Source organism: Pseudomonas sp. PME37.24/025 (genome assembly GCF_055556615.1).
In genome coordinates, this window is the sequence record NZ_JBVHNK010000013.1 from 1 (window position 1) to 20,018 (window position 20,018).

A 20,018-nucleotide genomic window follows, 5' to 3' on the forward strand; every position below is an offset into this window, starting at 1 on the left:
AAGCTCGACAGTCTGGGCGTGAAGCTGTTTGCCAGCGGGAATGGCGGACGTGTCTCGATTCCCAAGGCATGGCCTCTGGCCTCGGGATGGCTATGAGCAGCATCGTTCGAGTCGCAAGAAATCAGGGCCCTGTGTCATGATCCTGCGTTAACCTGACCGGCCTCGCCTCGCATTAACTTTCAGTGAAAGGGTTACTCCCAGTGGTGCTGAAAACATGACTGAACGTTATATTTACAGCACCACCGTCGAGGTCGAGCGAGATGACCAAAAGAGGGAAAAATTGACCAAAAGGTCCATTTTATCGAAAGCAAGCAGGCTAGTAAGGTCTCGTAAGGTCTCGTAAGGCGAATGCAGCACGAACGCGACCCTCGCGTAACGCTACTGAAGTTCACCCGAGATAAGAACGCATGCTGTGCCTTGCCTATCTGGCTGCCGAATGAATTGTCCGCCGCCCATAGTCGTCACCATGACTCACGCTCAACGAGGGGGCATGTAACCCTGTGAATAGTGGGTTCATCCCGGCTTTCAATCACATGCTGGGCCGCGCGACGGCCCATCTCGTAGTACGGCAGCTGCACAGTACTCAGCGGTGGATAGAACAACTCGGCAACGCCAATCATGTTGTCGTAACCAAGGACAGCAACATCGACTGGAATGCGCAGGCCTCGACCGAGCAGGTATTGATAAGCAACCAGGGCGATACGGTCATTGCCACAAATAAGCAAGTCAAAAACCGGCTTGCCCTTTGAGCCGCGCAATTGCTGTTCCAGAGCTACAACCGTTTCCCCATAGGCGTCATCGGTGGACAGACTGTACTGGGGAACATCGACCGCGGACAAGCCGGCCTCTGTAAGGGCGCGAACCAATCCCTCTTGGCGCTGCTCCCAGGCCAAGTTGCTTTGAGGCAGGTTGATGCACAGCGGTCGCCGGTAGCCTCGATTCAACACCTGTCGTACGGCCTGATACTGACCTTCTGCGTCGTCGGGTATGTAACAGGCCACGCCGGGTTCTGAACTGATGCAATTGCTCAGCACCAGAGGCAGGCTGCGCAGTACCTGGGGAATCTCGACTATGCGTAACTGCATGGTACTGAAAATGATTCCATCGGGCTGATACGACAGCATCAGGTCGATGATTTGCGGGCTAGGGGGGGTTTCGAATACGTTGATGATAAAGATGTTCCAACCATTTTCCCGTGCAGTGCGCTCTAACGAGAGCTGCATATCCACGGCAAATGGAGTGGTTGCGGTATCTAGCGCGAAGACGCCAATGGTCTTTCCACAGGAATGACCGCCACGAATCTTGCGCGCAGAAAGATTGGGGACGTAGCCCAACGTCTCGACCGCTTGACGAATTTTCGTCAGGGTTTCCTGATGGACCTTTCCCGGGGTATTGAGAGCCCTGGACACTGTCATAAAGGAAACCCCCGCCATCCTAGCGACATCTTTAACCGAAGCCATTCACGGGTGCCATTGATTGTGTGGCCGGCATCATGTCATGCCAGACAAAAGCATGCCAACACGGTGTCGGCAGCAGACGGCGAGAATGGCATTTCAGAGGGGGTGAGGGTCTTCGTGAGCGACTACGAACTACGTAACACCCTCAAACAGCAAGTCCATCGCCATCGCCACTGAGTATTCCGGCGGCCTGAGGGGACGTATTGTTGAGAACCTACTTAATAGTCAAGTTATTTGCGCCACCATTGGCATGGTGTCATGCTCCCGACGGACATGACTTTCATGCATGGAGAATAAATCAATGGCATCCGTAAATGGCCTCGGTTAAAGATGTTGCACGGTTGGCAGGGGTATCCCTGATGACCGTGTCTCGAGCTATCAATACACCCGAAAAACTCAATGCCGACACGCTGACAACTGTCCTGCGAGCCATCGAGACACTGGGCTATGTGCCCAGTCTCTCCGCACGCAAAATACGCGGTGGTCATTCCAGCAGCAAGCTGATCGGTGTTTTCGCTCTTGATACTGCGACCACCCCTTTCGCCGTGAATATGCTGCTCTCGCTAGAGCGCACTGCACGGGAAAATGGTTGGAATATCTTTATCATCAACGTATTCGAAACCCCACCTAGCCCGCAAACCATTGACCTGATGCTGTCCCATCAGCCCGATGGAATCATCTTCAGTACCATGCAGTTACGCATAGTCGAGATCCCCCAGGTACTGCGCAGCCTGCCTCTGGTGCTGAGTAATTGCATCAGTTCGGAACCCGACGTGGCGTGCTATGTCCCCGATGACGAAGACGGCCAGTATCAGGCTGTACGTCAGGCACTTCAACGTGGCTACCGGCGGCCGCTGTGCATTAACCTGCCTCGCCAAAGTATGGCTTGGAAGCTGCGCCAACAGGGTTTGTCGCGGGCGCTCATCGAGGCCGACATCTCCCTGGACAGCGTTCAGCAATATGATCTTTCTGCTGATGATGAATATGGAGAAACCATTGAAGAGCTCAAACGCCAATTGGGCGAGCCACGGACAAAGCCGAACTTTGATCTGCTGATTTGTGGTAACGATCGTATTGCCTTGATTGCCTACCAGTTCCTGCTCGGCCAAGGCTTGAAGATTCCGGCCGACATTGCAGTGCTTGGCTTCGACAATACGGTCGGAGTTGCCGAGTTGTTTTATCCACCGCTGAGCACTGTGCAATTACCCTATTACGAGATGGGACGCAGCGCAGCGCAGCACTTGATTCAAAACAAGGACGAACCCTTCGTACACAAAATTCCCTGTCCCGTTGTCAAGCGTATGTCCTGGTGACCCGAATCCTCAAAGAAAGACCAAAACACGTTCGTCATTGATATATGTGGCCGTTTCGGCTCGACCTGCCTCCGACCCGCAACCCTGTGTGTGCCTGCATTCGATCACTCCGGAAAGCGGAGAGCGGTACATGGTGGCAAGCGTCGGTTCCCACCAGCCGAGCCATATCAATCAAATCGGAAATGACCGCCTGCCCGAAGTTACGCGCATTAGCGTAACCTCGGGCATATGAAGGTGATGATTTCTCAGGCCTTCACTGACGCCCCCATTGAGGCTGCACTCTCGCGGTCAAGCATTTGCGCGTGCACCTGTGCCTCCTCTTCACTCATCAATTCGCCCTCCCACTTGGCCACCACAGCGGAGGCGATGGAGTTGCCGACGGCGTTGGTTGCCGAGCGGCCCATGTCGAGAAAGGTATCGACGCCCAGAATCAGTAATAGCCCGGCTTCTGGAATATTGTATTGGTTCAGGGTGGCAGCAATCACCACCAGGGAAGCCCGCGGTACACCGGCCATGCCCTTGGAGGTCAGCATCAGAATCAGCAGCATGGTGATCTGGGTGCCGATGGACAACTCGATACCGTATGCCTGGGCAATGAACAGCACGGCGAACGTGCAGTACATCATCGAACCATCGAGGTTGAACGAGTACCCCATCGGCATGACGAAACTGGAAATTTTGCGCTTCACGCCAAAGCGGTCGAGTGCATCGAGAATCTTCGGGTAGGCCGACTCGGAACTGGCGGTAGCAAATGACAGTAGAAAGGCTTCCTTGATCAGCACTACCAGTTTGAACACCCGCGGTCCGAGAAACAGCAGGCCAGCCAACACCAGCAACCCCCACAGCATGAACAGCCCAAGATAGAAATCGCCCATGAAGACGGCGAACTTCAACAAAATGGCCAAACCGTTCACCGATACGGTCGCGCCCATGGCTGCCATCACCGCGAGGGGTGCCAGTTTCATCACGTAACCGGTGATTTTCAGCATCGCGTGGGACAACTCTTCGATCAGACCCACCAGACGTTCGGCCTTTTTGCCCATGGCCGCTAGCGCGACGCCGAAGAACAAGGAGAACACCACGATCTGCAGGATTTCGTTATTGGCCATCGCCTCGGCAAAAGATTTGGGTACCAAGTGGAGGACAAAATCCTTCAAGGTGAAAGCCGACGTCGCCAGGTTGGTATGGGCACCAATATCGGGTAGCGGAAGACCGAGATTGTGGCCGGGCTGCAGCAGATTGGCCATGATCAGCCCCAACACCAACGAGACCAGTGAAGCTGTCACGAACCAGCCCATGGACTTGGCGAATACCCGTCCGACCGAGGAGGCATCACCCATATGCGCAATGCCGACCACAAGGGTCGAGAACACTAGCGGCCCGATCAGCATCTTGATCAGGCGTAAAAAGACATCCGAGACAATGGAGATATACCCCGCGACTTTAGTCGCCGACTCCTTGTCCGGAAAATTGATGAATACCATGTAGCCAATCACGATCCCCAGCACCATGGCGACCAGAATCCACGCTGCTGCCGGTAGTTTACGTTTCATAAAACACCTCTAATTCAATCAAGTGCTAATTGCCTCAATGGCAACCGCTCATTCGCAATGCGTTTCATGCGTACAAACCTGAACATTCAAAATTCATTCAAGAAAGCCGACTCGGCAGCAGACAAACCGCCCTGAAATCAGGGCGACGCCTGTAAAAAAGGTGACAAGCTAGTTGGCAGCCGCCGACATGTAGGCTTCAGGCGGCTCCGGCAGTGCGGTAAGCATGTCGTGCAGTCCAGCAGCCCACTGCGTTCGGATACGCATGAAGTAAGGGTCATCAGCCGTGATGCGGTAACTTTTCGCACGGAAAAAACTGTCTTTTCTGTACACCAGCAGATCCAGCGGCATACCCACCGACAAGTTACTGCGCATGGTCGAGTCGAACGAGATCAGCCCACAACGCAGGCCCTTTTCGAGTGATGCGCGGTGCGTCAGATTGCGATCGAGGATCGGCCTGCCATATTTGCTTTCACCCAGCTGCAGGAAAGGAGTGTCCTCTGTTGCTTGAATGAAGTTGCCTTGCGGGTAAATGCTGTACACCTCCATGGACCCGTCCGCGATCTGCCCGCCGACCAGAAAGGAGCAACTCAAGTCGGTCTTGCCTGCCAATTTGGTGCGATCCCGGCTGACGACTTCGCGAATGGTTTCGGCCACCAGCACCGTGGCGTCATATAGCGTGCGGACATTCAACAGATGCGGGCCTGACCCGCTGGAACGCTGCTCTAGCAAGTTGACCACCGATTGCGAAGTGGCCAGATTACCAGCGGTTTGCAACACAATCAGGCGTTCGCCCGGTGTACTGAAAATAAACAACTTACGGAATGTGGATATCTGATCGATACCGGCATTGGTCCGGGAGTCGGAGATGAACACCAGCCCGTCGGCGAGGTGCATGGCGACGCAATAAGTCATTTGCGCTAACTCGTGAATTTTTGATGAAGGTCCATATCGCCCCCATGACGGTATGGCCAATTACTGTGAAAGTTTCAGACTATTGGAGCTGAACCTTTACCCGAGCCAGCATCGACTCGACCCCGCCGCCACGCCGCATGCCGCGTACCGGGCAGGCATCCAGGTAATCCAGGCCCACCGCCAGTTTCAGATGACGCTCGGGCCGGGCCAGCCGATTGGTGACGTCGAAGCTGTACCAGCCATCATCGAGCCAGGCTTCGGCCCAGGCGTGACTGGCCAGATGGCTTTCATCTTCGGTGCACAAGTAACCGGAGACATAGCGTGCAGGAATTCCCAGGCTGCGGACGCATGCCAGGAAGACGTGCGTATGGTCCTGACAGACACCGACTTCTGCGGCAAAGGCTTCGGCGGCGGTGGTGTCCACCGTTGTAGCACCCGGGCTATAAACCATGTGATCGGCCAGGCCATTCATCAAGTCAATCAGCGCCCCGCGATCGCGCCGCGTACCGCAGTACAGCAAGGCAAAAGCGTTTAAGGCGTCATCGGCCTTAGTCAGATGGCTGGTGCGCAAGAACGGCAACGGCGACTGGGTGTCGTGCTCCACGTCCAGCGTCTGGTCGATTTCAACCTTGCCATAAGCGGTCAGTATCAGGGCGCCGTGAGGTTCGTCCATCGTCAATACATGCAATATGTTGCCGTAAGGATCGAGTTGACTGCGCACCAGGCCTGGGAGCTCCAGGTGCCACTCCAGAATGTGCTGGCGCTCGGTGTTCTTGGGCGTCAAACGCAAGAACTGAATGCTGGTGAAGACTTCGTCGGCATAGCTGTAGGTAGTGTCATGGCGTATGGATAGTTTCATACGACCTCCAGATAAGACTCGTGAACGGTCTGGCCCAGATGGCGAACCTGGGAGATGAGATCAGCCAGCCAGAGGTGCAGGCCTGAGGCTAATATCTCGTCGATGCCGGTGTAGCGCAGCCGTGCATTCAATTCGGCGGCCAAACGCTGGGCCGCCCGCCCGTTACTGCCCGGCAGGCTGGCGAGGATTTGGTCCAGTTCCTCGATGCAGGCGTGCAACGAACGCGGCACGTTGGCGCGCAACAGCAACATCTCGGAGACCTGCTCAGCGCCTGGTGCATTGCGGTAGATCTCGTTGAAGGCTTCGAATGACGACAAGGCCCGCAGCAAGGCGCTCCATTGGTAGTAGCCGCGCGCCGAGTTATCACTGACCTCCTCCGACTCCTCGCCGAACATTTCGTAACGGGAATCCAGCAGACGCAGGGTGTTGTCGGCCCGTTCGAGGAAGGTGCCCAAGCGAATAAAACAGTAGGCATCGTTGCGCATGATGGTGCCCGAGGTTGTACCGCGGAATAGATGCGAGCGCTCCTTGACCCATTCGCAGAAATGACTGATGCCGTAACGGCCCAGACCGTTCCTGGCGATGTTACGCATCTCCAGCCAGGTGGCGTTGATGTTCTCCCACATATCGGCGGTGATGCGTCCACGCACCGCATGAGCATTGGCCCGAGCGGCCTGCAAACAGCAATAGATACTGCAAGGATTGGTCTCATCCAGGGCGAAGAAATGCAACATGTGCTCGATATTGAGCTCGCCATAACGCTCGTTGTAATCGTCCAGCGTGCCGGCAGCGAGTAACGACATCGCCAGTTCGGCACGACCATCGGTGCGTCCGGTCTGGGGCATCAGCGACACCGAGTAACTGACTTCGAGCATGCGCGCCAGGTTTTCAGCGCGCTCCAGGTAACGGGACATCCAGTAGAGGTCCGAAGCGGTTCTTGAAAGCATGTCTTAGTCCTCCACTACCCAAGTGTCTTTGGTGCCGCCGCCCTGAGACGAATTCACCACCAGCGAGCCTTCGCGTAATGCGACGCGGGTCAGGCCGCCGGGCACCAGACGGGTTTCGCTACCCGACAAAACAAACGGACGCAGGTCGATGTGACGTGGCGCGATGCCGCTTTCGACAAAGGTTGGGCACGTCGACAGGGACAGCGTGGGTTGCGCGATATAGGCTTCGGGACGTGCCTTTAGTCGGGCGCGGAAGTCTTCGATCTCTGCCGCCGTGGCCGCCGGGCCGACCAGCATTCCATAGCCGCCGGAGCCTTGGGTTTCCTTAACTACCAACTCGGGCAGATTGGCCAGCACGTGGGACAACTCTTCGGGTTTGCGACATTGCCAGGTCGGTACGTTCTTGAGGATCGGCTCTTCGTCGAGATAGAAGCGGATCATGTCACCTACGTACGGATAGATCGATTTGTCGTCAGCCACGCCGGTGCCGACAGCGTTTGCCAGCACCACATTGCCCGAACGATAGGCGGCAATCAGACCAGGTACGCCGAGCATGGAGTCGGGATTGAACGACAGCGGATCAAGGAACGCATCGTCGAGGCGTCGATAGATCACATCTACTTGTTTCGGGCCGGCGGTGGTGCGCATGTAGACGTGATCGTCGCGGACAAACAGATCAGCGCCTTCCACCAGTTCCACACCCATTTCACGGGCCAGAAACGCATGTTCGAAATACGCGCTGTTGAAGCGTCCCGGGGTCAATACCACGGCCGTAGGGTTGTCCAGGGGACTGGAACACTTGAGGGTATCCAGCAGCAGGTTGGGGTAGTGATCGATGGGCGCCACACGCTGGGCGGCGAAGAGTTCGGGGAACAAACGCATCATCATTTTGCGGTCTTCAAGCATGTAGCTGACGCCGCTAGGGGTGCGCAAGTTGTCTTCCAGCACGTAGTAACTGCCATCACCGTCGCGAACCAGATCGATCCCGGCGATGTGCGCATAGACGCCACGATGCAGATCCAGGCCCTGCATCGCGACCTGATAACCTTCGTTGGCCAATACTTGTTCGGCCGGGATGATGCCCTCTTTGAGAATGCGTTGACCATGGTAGATGTCGGCCAGGAACATGTTCAAGGCCTGGACCCGCTGAATGCAGCCACGCTCGACCGTATGCCATTCGCTGGCCTTGATGCTGCGCGGAATGATGTCGAACGGAATCAACCGCTCGGTCCCCTGCTCATCGCCGTTTAAAGTGAAGGTGATGCCGGCTCGATGGAACAACAGGTCAGCTTCGCGACGACGTTGATCCAGCAACTCTACAGGTGTGTCCGCCAACCAACGCGCGAACTCTTGGTAATGTGGGCGGCAGCCACCACTCGCATCATACATTTCGTTAAAAAAAGCTCGGAACATAGCCACTCCTTGCCGCAATACAGACGGCATTTTCTTATAACTTAACTATTTCAACGGCCCTGCGTTGTTTAGTATTGCTCTGTCAAGCACTTCAAATTTACGTCGTTAACTTCCTGCCACATGCGGAATATGCTCCCCATGATTTTATGCGATCTGTTGCGTGGCCAACCTGGTTGGCTGGAACCCAATTTATGACGCTTTACTATCACTGAAGGCCATTGCCCTTATACTCCAGCAAAAGTTGTGCCCAAGTACTAAAAAAAAGAAAAATCTTCTATAAATATATTTTCGAGGACGTTTTTTTCCACTTTCAGAGCAAATAAACAATCCAACCCCTAAAACGATTCTCATCTTATATTTTGCCCAGCTCTTGAGTGGGCGAAATTGGTGCAATTTATAATTCAGGTATTTTTTATGCACCAATAAAGGGATTCTTCTACTCCGCGATCTTTATAGCCTCGCAATATAAGCGTTCAGGGCTGCGCGTCGATTACACATAGATGCACCATTAACGATCAAAAAAAACGCCAAAGATAGGCCGCATGAATTAAGCGCCAAGTATTGATGCAAAAGTAATGCAACGAAAGGACGGCCTAACCTTGCGGCCCTGCCCGTCTATATAACGGAATAGATCAACTTGGGATTATTCGAGCACCTTCTGGGTCAGAGTCACGGATGGCATCGTCGGGGTCAACATAACAGACTTGGGATTACGCAAGAGATACCAGCCGCCAATCAACAAGAGTGCGACAAAAGGTATCGTGGCCACAGTTAATGTTCCATTTGGATAATCAAAGGCCATCATTACCAGTACGCCCGCCAGAAATAGTAAAGTAAGCCACGAGGTTACCGGAGCCCCCGGCATCTTGAACGACACTGCCTGCGCCTCCCCTCGCTTTACCGCACGACGGAACTTCATCTGACAGACAACAATGAATGCCCACGTACTGATTACGCCCAGCGAGGAAATGTTCAGCACAATTTCGAATACCCGCGACGGCATCAGGTAATTCAGTACAACCCCTACCACGTAGAAGGCAACAGTCACCAAAATCCCTGCGTAAGGCACCGATTGCGCGCTCATACGCGACATGAAGGTTGGCGCCGAGCCCCCCATTGCCAACGCCCGCAGGACGCGTCCGGTTGAGTACAACCCAGAATTGAGACTGGACAGAGCAGCAGTCAACACGACCAAATTCATGACCGAACCGATCCCTGGAATACCGAGGGCTGCAAAGAAGGTAACAAATGGACTCTCCCCTGCTTTATAGGCGGTCCAAGGCAGCAGGCACACCAGCAAAATCACTGCGCCCACATAGAAAATCGCAATCCGCCAGATAACGCTATTGATGGCTTTAGGCAGTACAGCTTTAGCGTCCTTACATTCTCCCGCGGCAACGCCGATCAGTTCGATACCGGCATACGCGAACACCACCCCTTGCACCAGCACCAGGGCTGCCAACAGCCCATGGGGAAAGAACCCACCGTTTTCAGTGATCAGGTGCAGTCCTGTAGCATGACCGCCCACCGCGATTCCGCCGCCGAGCATGATCGACCCAATCACCAGGAACAACGTCAGTGCTGAGACCTTGATCAAAGCAAACCAAAACTCCATTTCACCGAACCACTTGACCCCAATCAGGTTCATTACGGTGACAAGAGCCAGCGCCACCAAAGCTGACATCCATTGCGGCACAGCCGCGAAGGCATCCCAGTACTGCATGTACAGGGCCACGGCTGTGATATCGACAATCCCGGCCATGGCCCAATTCAGGAAGTACATCCAGCCTGCGACATAGGAGGCCTTTTCCCCCATGAACTCTCGCGAATAGGACACGAAGCTGCCGCTTGTAGGCCGATGCATCACCAACTCACCCAGCGCGCGCAAGATGAGAAATGCAAAAAAGCCGCACACCAGATAAACGAGGGCCAATGAAGGTCCGGCAATCTGCAATCGCGCACCGGCCCCAAGAAAAAGTCCCGTACCGATAGCGCCTCCCAACGCAATCATTTGTACATGGCGCTTGCTCAGGTTCTGGTGATATCCCGCTTCGTGGGAGGCTAACCACGCGCTCTTATCGCCGTGTTCCGAGGGTTCCATTGACTGCCGTCCTTTTGCATTTGTTGACATGGGCGAATCTCCACTAGATAAAAAGCCATTACGGTGTTTTCAGGAATGCCCGATCAGCATCAAAGCGCATGAACGCGGCAGCATGCATGCGCTTTGATACTTACTAGGGTTTGCCTGATTGAGCCATGACAGGAAGCTCGATCAAATCAAGAGTTCTTGCCTGGGATGATTGACGGCCCGGGTCCGCCCGTAACAATGACCATGACAGCAGCAGACAGACGCCTACTACGCCAGCCATCATTACGTAAACGCTTGAGAAACCGACATGGTCGTATCCGTATCCCACAACAGATGACAGCAGCATCGCGGTTAATTGCTGGGAGAACTGGAATCCCAACACGTAGACGGAGGCCGACAGCCGGGAATCAAAATTGATCGAAATGTACTTGAATACTGAGACCAGCAAGATGGGGACTTCAATGGCGTGCAACATCTTGCAGGCGGCGATGGTCCAGGCATCCACTGCCAATCCGGAGCCAAGAATACGGATGAACATGATGCTGCCACCCAGTATCAATCCATACTTGGCGCCTGTACGTCCGACCACCCAGGGTGCGAACAACATCAAGACAGCTTCGAGCAAAACCTGGGATGAATTCAGGTACCCATAAGCTCGGGTGCCTTCCTCCGGGGTTGAAAAAAACGAGGAAAAATACACCGGAAACTGCTGTTCGTAGATCATGTAGACCCCACACACTCCGGTCAGGTACAAGCTGAATGCCCAGAAGCGCGGCAGTGTCAGCAACTTCCAGAGGTCGTTCATTCGAACTGGCAGGGCAGTTTCACCACCCAATTGCGGTTTTTTGAACTGAGTCAGATCCAGCCGGAACAGGATCAACAAGAACGCAACCCCGGCGGCGCTGCTCATGTAGAACGCAATATTCGGATCAATGTTGAAGACCGCGCCGGCGACGCCTGTCGCACTCGCCCAGCCCAGCGACCCCCACATTCTAGTAGTGCCGAACTCGAAGCCCGCATGACGCGACAGTCGCTCCGTATAGGACTCGATGACACCCACGCCCGCGAGCATGGAAAACGCCAGGAAGGCCGCGCCGACCACAGCTCCCAATACCACGTTGTGGGCCAATAGATTGGCATAGACGTAGATTGCAAAGGGGGCAGCAGCGCAGAGGAGCACACCAATCCATACCAGCAGTTTTTTGGACAGGCCAAGCCGATCCTGAAGAGCACCATAAAACGGCTGGATTAGTAGCGCCGCAATCGCGTTGGCGCCAAAGATTAAGCCGGTTTCCGTTCCATTCAGGCCGATGATTCGATGGAGCCATATCGCGAACAGCGAATAGCTGGATGACCACGCGAAGAAGAAGAAAAACAGCAGACCGCTGATGAGCCAGTACTCACGTCTTACTGATATTTGCATGTGACGTCCATCTTTGTTTTTATTGAAGTTAACGTTAACAGCGCGACGCATTACGCAACTTTCAACTGCCTGCTGTCAAGTGGCATTGAGCAATAAAAGTTCTAGAGCGGGTTGAACAAGCCCAGCAAAAGCGACTTCTCTTGCTTGCCCCGCTAAACGGTTTAGGTCTCGGGGAGCTCAGTTTCGCCTGAAGTACGCGGCTTTATTCGAAGGTTTCTGGCAGTACCCAAATACAAAAACAAGAAGTTTTCATACGAGCTTTTACGACCCGAGTCGTGCGTTTCGGCTCGCGGGGGCGATTGAATCGAAATGATAATATTCTCGATACCCAGAGCAATTTCTAACATCTTCAGGATGAACACGTTCCAGATTTCCGATTGACAATCCATAACGTCAAAACAATTGCTCAGATCAATTTGACGATGATTGAACGCTCAAATGAGCGACCACTCACTGGTCCATTTACAATTCTCAATCGAACTGAAGCTGCTGGCTGATTGATTTTGAATCAATATATTGACGTCAATTATCAATATACTGGCTTAACTGGAATCTTCAGCCTAAATTACTTTAAGATGAGTGCAACGAGTACAGTTGCTACATATAGATAACCTTGCCCACAGGGCTGACGCCAACCAATCAGGCAATTTATCATTGCAATGTTAAAGAGACCAAAACGAACAACACTAACCCTGTGACCAATTCCAACGACGGCCAAGTCGACGAAATACGCAGTTAACGAAGCCCCGCTTTCCCTGAGTCAAGGCGACATTGGCAATCGAGATGTCAGGCTGCGTGCACGTTAACGAGAAACTGAATTACACCCGATGTATTCAGGGTCGAAGTCCATGTCCGCGGCGAAACTCTGATCCAGGCGCCGGTTCCGGGCGCATGTCATCGACCAAGGTATCCGACCGCTGGTTTGCTGGTGCACGTCATGGATCGGCAAGTTCGCTGACCATCTGCCTCTTTACTGCCAGGAGTCGATTTTGGTGGAGCCGGCAAGCAATTCCACCTTTCACATTGGCTCAATGGCAGTGGCTATTATCGGGTTCGTGATGGATCAGAGTGCGCGGAAAACTGCGACGGCAAAGCGGGCGTTTAGGTTTTTGCCGAACCTCAGTCGAAGCGGGAGCAAGTTCAGCGCTTTAAGTTCGGCTTGGCCCCAATATCGGTGTCGATCAGGTCATCTACGCCACCGAATACGACAAGAAAAAGCCGTCCGGTTATGGATGCTCTACATGCCTGGATGGTTGCCCAGCGCCTACTTACCAGCCTGAAACGCCTGCGTAGCGGCAAACGGGCAGCGGCGATCATGAGTTTGATCCAGTCGGCGCGACTCAACAGGCATGATCCGTATGCTTATTTGAAGGACGTCCTCACGCGCCTGCCGACGCATCGAGAGAACAAAATTGCCGAGCTGCTGCCACATAGGTGGCAGCCTGCGTGATGGCAAATGGGATCTAAGCTGGGATCGTTGATCCAAGGTGCAAAACGGTCGCTGGGCCTGCCCTGAAGGTAGGACTGTATGCGTCAGCTGCAATCATATGAGGCGTAATGTCATGCGCTTCCAGGGCTGATTTCGACGCCCATCGCTCAATCAAAACAAATTGGTCTTCATCGTCAGTGACCCTATGAAGGTCGTATTGCAGGCACCCATCTTCATTTCTGACAAATGGGGCAAGTTTTTCAAACGCATCAATTTGCTCTGGTCCTCGCCCCGCCTGCGTAGAAATCAAAATTACCAGTTTTACTTCACTAGACATAAACAGGCTCCATGCTGGTATCAGAAATTTGATTGCAGATTGCTATGACCACCGGTGTGATGGTCATGGCAAGAAAGCATGATTTTGCCTCATGCCGCAAGCTAGAGCGGTTACTCGCCCTTAGTCTTGTGGGAAGGTGTGTTCGCCAGTCGCTTACAAACGGAGCCGTCGGCGATCTGTTGAGACGACAATTTAGCTGACTCAGGCCCTAGCATTTCGAGCAAGGATGGCAGCATCGGATGCCTATCTACCGCCGCTTGCTGAACGAGCGTGCGGTAAAGCGCGCTACCGAACCTCTTACGTCAAGCCTTTCAAAGCCCGTCGACCAGGAATGCCTTCACCCAGGTGCGTCCATGGCCAGCATTGATACCCCGCATTCTTCCGTCCACATGCTTTGTACAGCCGACACAGCTGTCGTTTTTGGACAAGTGTTAATCGTCTTCGCGTAAGCCGCAGTTCATCTGGCGAGCCACCATAGGGGGGCAATACCTATGACCCGTCGCTGCGGGTTGTACACCTTACTGGAGGAGGGAGTATGCAAAAAACATCTGAGTCACCCATCGACAAGGTCGTTTTCTGGGTGGCGGCCGTGATTTCAGCTTCATTCGTCGCCTGGGGCGCGCTCTTGCCCAAGGCCATGGCGACGACGTTGCAGGTCGTGTTAGACACTATCATCGACGAGTTCGGTTGGAGCTTTGTCGTCTCCACCGTGTTCTTCTTGGGCTTCGCACTGTTTCTGGCCTTCAGTCGTTTCGGCCGAATCACGCTGGGCAAGGACGGGGAGCAACCCGAGTTCAGCACGTCGTCGTGGATCGCGATGATGTTCAGCGTCGGCATGGGAATCGGGCTGATGTTCTGGGGTGTGGCCGAGCCGATCACGCACTTTGCGACGCCACCACACGGACTGGCACAGCCGCACTCCAAGGAAGCAGCCAAGCTGGCAATGGAGTATGCCTATTTCCACTGGGCGTTCCACCCTTGGGCGATCTATGCCATCGTTGGTCTGGTTATTGCCTATTTCTCTTTCCGCAAGGGGCTTCCGAACCTGATATCCAGCGCCTTTACGCCGCTGATCGGCGAGGCCGGTGTGCGTGGACCGTTGGGCAGGTCGATCGATGTGCTGGCGGTTCTGGCCACTCTTTTCGGCACTGCCACCTCGCTCGGCCTGGGCGCGCAGCAAATCAACAGCGGCCTGAACTACCTGTGGCACACCGGCGAATCGAATGGCATCGCGTTGACGATTATCGGGATGATGACGGTGCTCTTTATCCTCTCCGCGGTATCCGGCGTGGGCAAGGGGGTGCAGTTCCTAAGCAACGTCAACATGGTGGTTGCAGCGCTGCTATTGCTGTTCCTGGCGACGGTGGGCCCCAGCGTGTTCATCATGAACACGCTGGTCGAGTCGCTGGGCGAATACATCCGTGAGTTGGTGCCGATGTCATTTCGCACTGCGGCATTCAGTGACGGCAAGTGGCTCGCCGGTTGGACTATCTTCTACTGGGCTTGGTGGATCTCCTGGGCACCATTCGTGGGCACCTTCATCGCACGAATTTCGCGCGGCCGCACCATTCGTGAGTTCGTCATCTGCGTTATCTTCATTCCTAGCGGGGTGACGATGGTGTGGTTCTCAATCATGGGGGGCGCGGCCCTGTACTCGGAGTTGGCAGGCGCCGGCGGTATCGCCGCCGTAGTGAGTGACCAGGGGCCGGCAGTGGCGCTCTTCGCGCTGCTGGCTCAGTATCCCGCCGCGACGCTGACCTCGTTTGCAGCCATGGTGCTGGTCGGCGTGTTCTTCATCTCGGGGGCCGACGCAGGCTCCATCGTCATGGGCATGCTGTGCGCCCGCGGCAATCTGGAGCCGCCGCGCTGGCTGGTGGTGCTGTGGGGTGCTTTGGCCGGAGCGGCAGCCTCGGTGCTGCTGGTGATGGGCGGACTGGGTGGGTTGCAGACCGCAGCCATCATCGTCGCCGCGCCGTTCCTGCTGGTGATGATGGGGATGTGCGTGTCATTGTGGAAGGCCCTGCTGGATGATCTGCAGTCTAGCGAGCTGCGCGAACAGGGTGACGTCCCCACCGATCCAGAGCCTGCCGCTTAGGATTGAAAATCTAATCAGGTACTACGTTGCGCGAGCCGAGGCGGTGCTGCTTGCTAGAGCAGTAGTGCCTTCTCGACCCTCGCCATGTCGACTTCACACCGAGGCCAGGCCGCTACGGCGGCGAGAGAACGCAAATCTCGGCCCATAGCGGCTATTTTGCTTCTTCAAAGCCCCAATACTGGCTTGACCGCGACATGAAATCTGACCAACAGACTCGAGCATACAGTGAGCGATGAGAGAAATTGAGATGGATGAGCAAAAATTCGAGAAGTACAACGCCGGAGCCCCGGCACAAGTGACTCACTCCAGAATCCAGCAACTAACGCCTGGTGCATACCTACGTTGAGGAATTCTCTGTGGCCAACCTCATCGATACACCCTCTGTGCGAATGACACGCTTCATTCCTCGGAAGTCTTTAGCCTCCTCTTTTTCATAGAAATTGGTAATCAGATTTAATTGCTCAGCCTGTCTGGCAACCCTGCTACCCGTGAGCCTTGATGATTTCAGTTCCAGGGGAAATGGATCCGGGCCTGCTAGCGCGCAGAGGTCGCTATGTCGAATGATATTGGTCAAATCTCACATGACAACGGGAACACCCATCTCTATCCCTTTCTGAAGCATTGCGTATTCGTGCCCGAAACCCTCCTTACCATAGAGAGCACCTGCAGTCGGCTTGACCGCGTACTGATCGTCAATAGGTGCCTTACGGCGTGCTGGCTCTGATACACGGAGGCGATCCCATCACCGAAGCATCGCCATAAATAGGCTAGATGACGGACTTCCTTAATCCTCCCCATGAGGCCCCTTTCGAAGTTTCTTGAGCACGCTGGCGCGAGCCTTGACCCCTTTACCGCCCGTACGAAACTCTGGCTTTATGCAGCCTATCGACGCTGGGTCGCCCCACCGGGATAGCTCGGGATAGGTCAACACGCCCTTGGCCCGACCAGTGCGGCATACAGACGAAGAATCGTCACCGAGCCAATCACGCGAGCTTTATGGCTCCGCCCTGGATATCGTCACGCGCCATTCGTAAGTCATTAGCGTCTTGGTTGAGCCGGTGAATCATGTTGAGCAACCGTTGGCGTAGCACTTCGTCTTGGAGCTGCTCAGCAGCACGCATCACATCAAGCGCCGCTGCCTCATTGTTGGTGGCAACGGCGTCGAGCAGTTTGCGCATGCTTCTTGATGGTCGATTCATCTCCAACTCCCTGGATTTCAGTGACGCGAATCATATGGCCAGAATGTTTCGTCAGTATTTCAGCTGCCCGAACAGGCTTGAATCACGCTCCGGTTCATTTGACGCTAGCTGGAGGCACAACATTAGGGGTCCCTTCAGAGCATTTGGCGTCCATGCAGGGTTGGCGTCGGCTCCAAACAACCTAGCTCGAATCCGACGAGACCCTGCCGCCTAACCAGTGATGAACTCAACCCTGACCAAATCATCAATACTCCCGCCATGACCGTAGATAAATCGATTCAGCAATGCGCGTGTAACCACTTGGTAACAATTTGCGACTAGCATTGCGCCGCCATCCACGACGCGAGTTTCTCACCATGCCTTCAACCCAAGACACCTTGATACAGCGCATCCACCGCGAGCTGCTCGATCATAGTGACGAAGAGCTGGAACTGGAACTATCCGAAGACGGGCATGACCTGAATGCGCTGTTCGATGAGCACGCTCAGGAAGGAAAAAGGAAGCCCGACGACTTTATTTCAGCGAACTGTTCCGCCTGCAAGGCGAACTGGTGAAGCTACAAAGCTGGGTGGTCAAGACCGGCCACAAAGTAGTGATCGTGTTTGAAGGACGCGATGCAGCCGGCAAAGGTGGTGTCATCAAGCTCATCACCCAACGACTCAATCCTCGGGTATGCCGTGTCGCTGCCCTGCCTGCGCCCAACGACAGCGAACGTACTTCCAGCGCTACGTCTCGCACCCTGCCGGCAGCAGGTGAAATCGTGCTGTTCGACCGCAGCTGGTACAACCGCGCCGGGGTCGAAAAGGTCATGGGGTTTTGCAATGACGATCAGTACGAAGAGTTCTTCCGCACGGTGCCAGAGTTTGAGCGGATGCTCGCCCGCTCCGGCATTCAGTTGATCAAATACTGGTTCTCCATTTCCGACCAAGAACAAAACCTGCGCTTTCTCAGCCGCATTCATGACCCGCTCAAGCAGTGGAAACTCAGCCCCATGGATCTGGAGTCCGGTCGGCGCTGGGAGGCCTACACCAAGGACAAGGAAATCATTCGAACGCACCCACATCGCCGAAGCGCCATGGCGGGTGGTTCAAGCCGACGACAAGAAAAAAGCCCGACTCAACTGCATCCATCATCTGCTCGGACAAATGCCCTACGAGGAGCTAGAGCTACCGGTGATCGAACTGCTACAGCGCGTGCGGCAGGACGATTACTCCGCAGCCCTACGCCATCGGAACTCATCGTGCCTCAGGTCTATTAAGACAGGCCGAACTGGGGTGCCCTGCACCGAGCGCCCCACCTTCACATCCTCAATGAACCGGATTTCATCATGACGACCCAGACCCTGGCCACGGACTCATCGAGTTCAACCGCCCACGATTCAAGACCGCAACTCAACCGCAAGCCGAGCATGATTACCCTCGTGGTATTTTTCGCCGTGCTGGGCATCGGACTGCTATTTACCGCCTACAGCCTGATGCACGACATGCACGAACTCGGCACCGTGGTGACCACATGGACGCCGTTTCTGATGCTGGGCGTTGCGCTGCTGATCGCCCTGGGCTTTGAATTCGTCAACGGCTTCCACGACACCGCCAACGCGGTGGCCACGGTGATTTACACCAACTCGATGGCGCCGAATTTCGCGGTGGCCTGGTCGGGGTTCTTCAACTTCCTAGGGGTGCTGCTGTCGAGCGGCGCGGTGGCCTTCGGTATCATCGCATTGCTGCCGGTGGAACTGATTCTGCAAGTCGGTTCCTCCGCCGGTTTTGCGATGATCTTCGCCCTGCTGATCGCTGCAATCCTGTGGAACCTCGGCACTTGGTGGTTGGGCTTGCCGGCCTCCTCGTCCCACACACTGATCGGTTCGATCATCGGCGTCGGCGTGGCCAATGCCTTGATGCACGGGCGCGATGGCACCAGCGGCGTGGACTGGGCGCAAGCGACCAAGATCGGTTACGCACTGTTACTGTCGCCGCTGGTGGGTTTCGGTTTTGCCGCGCTGTTACTACTGGCGCTGCGGGCCTTCGTCAAGAATCGTGCGCTGTACAAGGCCCCGCTGGGCAACACTCCACCGCCTTGGTGGATTCGCGGCATGTTGATTATGACCTGCACCGGCGTATCGTTCGCTCACGGCTCCAATGACGGCCAGAAAGGCATGGGCCTGATCATGCTGATCCTGGTGGGCACCCTGCCGATGGCGTATGCATTGAACCGCACCATGCCCGCCGATCAGGCCTTTCAGTTCGCCGCAGTGGCCGAAGTCACCCAGCAAGCTCTGGTAAAAGCTGCACCGCAATCAGCCACGGGCGATCCCCGTCAGGTGCTGTCCGAATATGTGCGGAGCAAGGAAGCTACGCCGCAGCTGGTTCCTGCCCTTGCTGCTCTCACCGGCAGCATCGGCGCTCAGGTCAAGGGTTACGGCTCACTGGCCAAGGTACCAGCCGAGGCCGTGGGTAACGTGCGTAACGACATGTACCTGACCAGCGAAACCATTCGCCTGATGGACAAGAACAAAGTCGGTAACTTTGACGCCGACACTAGCGGCAAGCTGCAACTGTTCAAGCAGCAGATCGACAACTCCACGCGCTTCATTCCGTTGTGGGTGAAAATCGCCGTGGCCATCGCCCTCGGCTTGGGCACCATGGTGGGATGGAAGCGCATCGTGGTGACGGTGGGTGAAAAAATCGGCAAGACCCACCTGACCTACGCCCAGGGCGCCTCGGCGGAAACTGTGGCCATGCTGACCATCGGCGCCGCCGACGTGTTCGGCCTGCCGGTGTCCACCACCCACGTTCTGTCGTCAGGCGTGGCTGGCACCATGGTCGCCAACGGTAGTGGCTTGCAGATGCGCACCATCCGAAACCTGCTGATGGCCTGGGTACTGACGCTTCCAGCAGCGATTCTGTTGTCCGGCAGCCTCTACTGGCTGTTCACCAAGCTGTTTTGACCCCTCTATCGCCAAGGTCTCACCCAGTGAGGCCTTGAGCCCCTT

Annotated in this window: 13 protein-coding genes and 3 pseudogenes; 5 read left to right on the plus strand and 11 right to left on the minus strand. The window is 55.2% G+C overall.

Annotated features, from left to right (window positions below):
* Positions 1-461: 461 nt before the first annotated feature.
* Positions 462-1,460: a LacI family DNA-binding transcriptional regulator gene (locus tag ACZ3HH_RS22735; RefSeq protein WP_465807884.1), complete on the minus strand. Its 999-nt coding sequence runs from the start codon at positions 1,458-1,460 to the stop codon at positions 462-464.
* A 311-nt stretch (positions 1,461-1,771) separates the two neighbouring features.
* On the opposite strand from ACZ3HH_RS22735, the gene ACZ3HH_RS22740 reads away from it, so the two are divergent.
* On the plus strand, positions 1,772-2,770 hold the full coding sequence (locus ACZ3HH_RS22740; RefSeq protein WP_465807886.1) for a LacI family DNA-binding transcriptional regulator: 999 nt from the start codon (positions 1,772-1,774) through the stop codon (positions 2,768-2,770).
* 245 nt (positions 2,771-3,015) lie between these two features.
* Here ACZ3HH_RS22740 and ACZ3HH_RS22745 read toward each other — a convergent pair whose 3' ends face one another.
* The 8 genes and pseudogenes from ACZ3HH_RS22745 to ACZ3HH_RS22780 all read right to left on the minus strand — a co-directional run.
* Complete coding sequence (locus ACZ3HH_RS22745; protein ID WP_465807888.1) at positions 3,016-4,323, minus strand: dicarboxylate/amino acid:cation symporter; 1,308 nt, start codon at positions 4,321-4,323, stop codon at positions 3,016-3,018.
* A gap of 168 nt (positions 4,324-4,491) precedes the next feature.
* Entirely contained in the window at positions 4,492-5,235 is a 744-nt protein-coding gene (locus ACZ3HH_RS22750) for a proteasome-type protease (RefSeq protein WP_465807890.1), read from the minus strand.
* Positions 5,236-5,314: 79 nt separating this feature from the next.
* Positions 5,315-6,094 carry a transglutaminase family protein gene (locus ACZ3HH_RS22755; RefSeq protein ID WP_465807892.1) on the minus strand — a complete coding sequence of 260 codons (780 nt, stop codon included), beginning with the start codon at positions 6,092-6,094 and terminating at the stop codon, positions 5,315-5,317.
* Positions 6,091-7,041 (minus strand): alpha-E domain-containing protein, encoded by a 951-nt coding sequence (locus ACZ3HH_RS22760; RefSeq protein WP_465807894.1) that lies wholly within the window; start codon positions 7,039-7,041, stop codon positions 6,091-6,093. Before ACZ3HH_RS22760 ends, ACZ3HH_RS22755 begins: the two co-directional genes overlap by 4 nt.
* 3 nt (positions 7,042-7,044) lie before the next feature.
* Complete coding sequence (locus ACZ3HH_RS22765; RefSeq protein WP_223432649.1) at positions 7,045-8,454, minus strand: circularly permuted type 2 ATP-grasp protein; 1,410 nt, start codon at positions 8,452-8,454, stop codon at positions 7,045-7,047.
* 643 nt (positions 8,455-9,097) lie between these two features.
* Positions 9,098-10,585, minus strand: a complete 1,488-nt coding sequence (gene ansP / locus ACZ3HH_RS22770; protein WP_465807896.1) for an L-asparagine permease — start codon at positions 10,583-10,585, stop codon at positions 9,098-9,100.
* A 103-nt stretch (positions 10,586-10,688) separates the two neighbouring features.
* The gene (locus ACZ3HH_RS22775) at positions 10,689-11,966 is read right to left on the minus strand and encodes an oligosaccharide MFS transporter (protein WP_465807898.1); all 1,278 of its coding nucleotides are present in this window, start codon (positions 11,964-11,966) and stop codon (positions 10,689-10,691) included.
* A 1,034-nt stretch (positions 11,967-13,000) separates the two neighbouring features.
* Positions 13,001-13,160: pseudogene (locus ACZ3HH_RS22780) on the minus strand (IS66 family transposase); the annotation flags it as partial.
* Between the two features lie 88 nt (positions 13,161-13,248).
* On the opposite strand from ACZ3HH_RS22780, the pseudogene ACZ3HH_RS22785 reads away from it, so the two are divergent.
* Positions 13,249-13,416 (plus strand): annotated as a pseudogene (locus tag ACZ3HH_RS22785) (transposase domain-containing protein); the annotation flags it as partial.
* Positions 13,417-13,429: 13 nt separating this feature from the next.
* On the opposite strand, the gene ACZ3HH_RS22790 reads toward ACZ3HH_RS22785, so the two are convergent.
* The gene (locus ACZ3HH_RS22790) at positions 13,430-13,732 is read right to left on the minus strand and encodes an antibiotic biosynthesis monooxygenase family protein (protein ID WP_465807900.1); all 303 of its coding nucleotides are present in this window, start codon (positions 13,730-13,732) and stop codon (positions 13,430-13,432) included.
* A gap of 535 nt (positions 13,733-14,267) precedes the next feature.
* Between ACZ3HH_RS22790 and ACZ3HH_RS22795 the strand changes: the two genes are divergently transcribed.
* On the plus strand, positions 14,268-15,827 hold the full coding sequence (locus ACZ3HH_RS22795) for a BCCT family transporter (protein WP_465807902.1): 1,560 nt from the start codon (positions 14,268-14,270) through the stop codon (positions 15,825-15,827).
* 983 nt (positions 15,828-16,810) lie between these two features.
* Here the strand turns inward: ACZ3HH_RS22795 and ACZ3HH_RS22800 are convergent.
* Entirely contained in the window at positions 16,811-17,026 is a 216-nt protein-coding gene (locus tag ACZ3HH_RS22800; RefSeq protein ID WP_103393408.1) for a hypothetical protein, read from the minus strand.
* A gap of 356 nt (positions 17,027-17,382) precedes the next feature.
* Here ACZ3HH_RS22800 and ppk2 point away from each other — a divergent pair.
* Both ppk2 and ACZ3HH_RS22810 read left to right on the plus strand, forming a co-directional pair.
* A pseudogene (gene ppk2, locus ACZ3HH_RS22805) lies at positions 17,383-18,284 on the plus strand (polyphosphate kinase 2).
* A 69-nt stretch (positions 18,285-18,353) separates the two neighbouring features.
* Complete coding sequence (locus tag ACZ3HH_RS22810; RefSeq protein WP_465807905.1) at positions 18,354-19,973, plus strand: inorganic phosphate transporter; 1,620 nt, start codon at positions 18,354-18,356, stop codon at positions 19,971-19,973.
* Positions 19,974-20,018 lie beyond the last annotated feature (45 nt).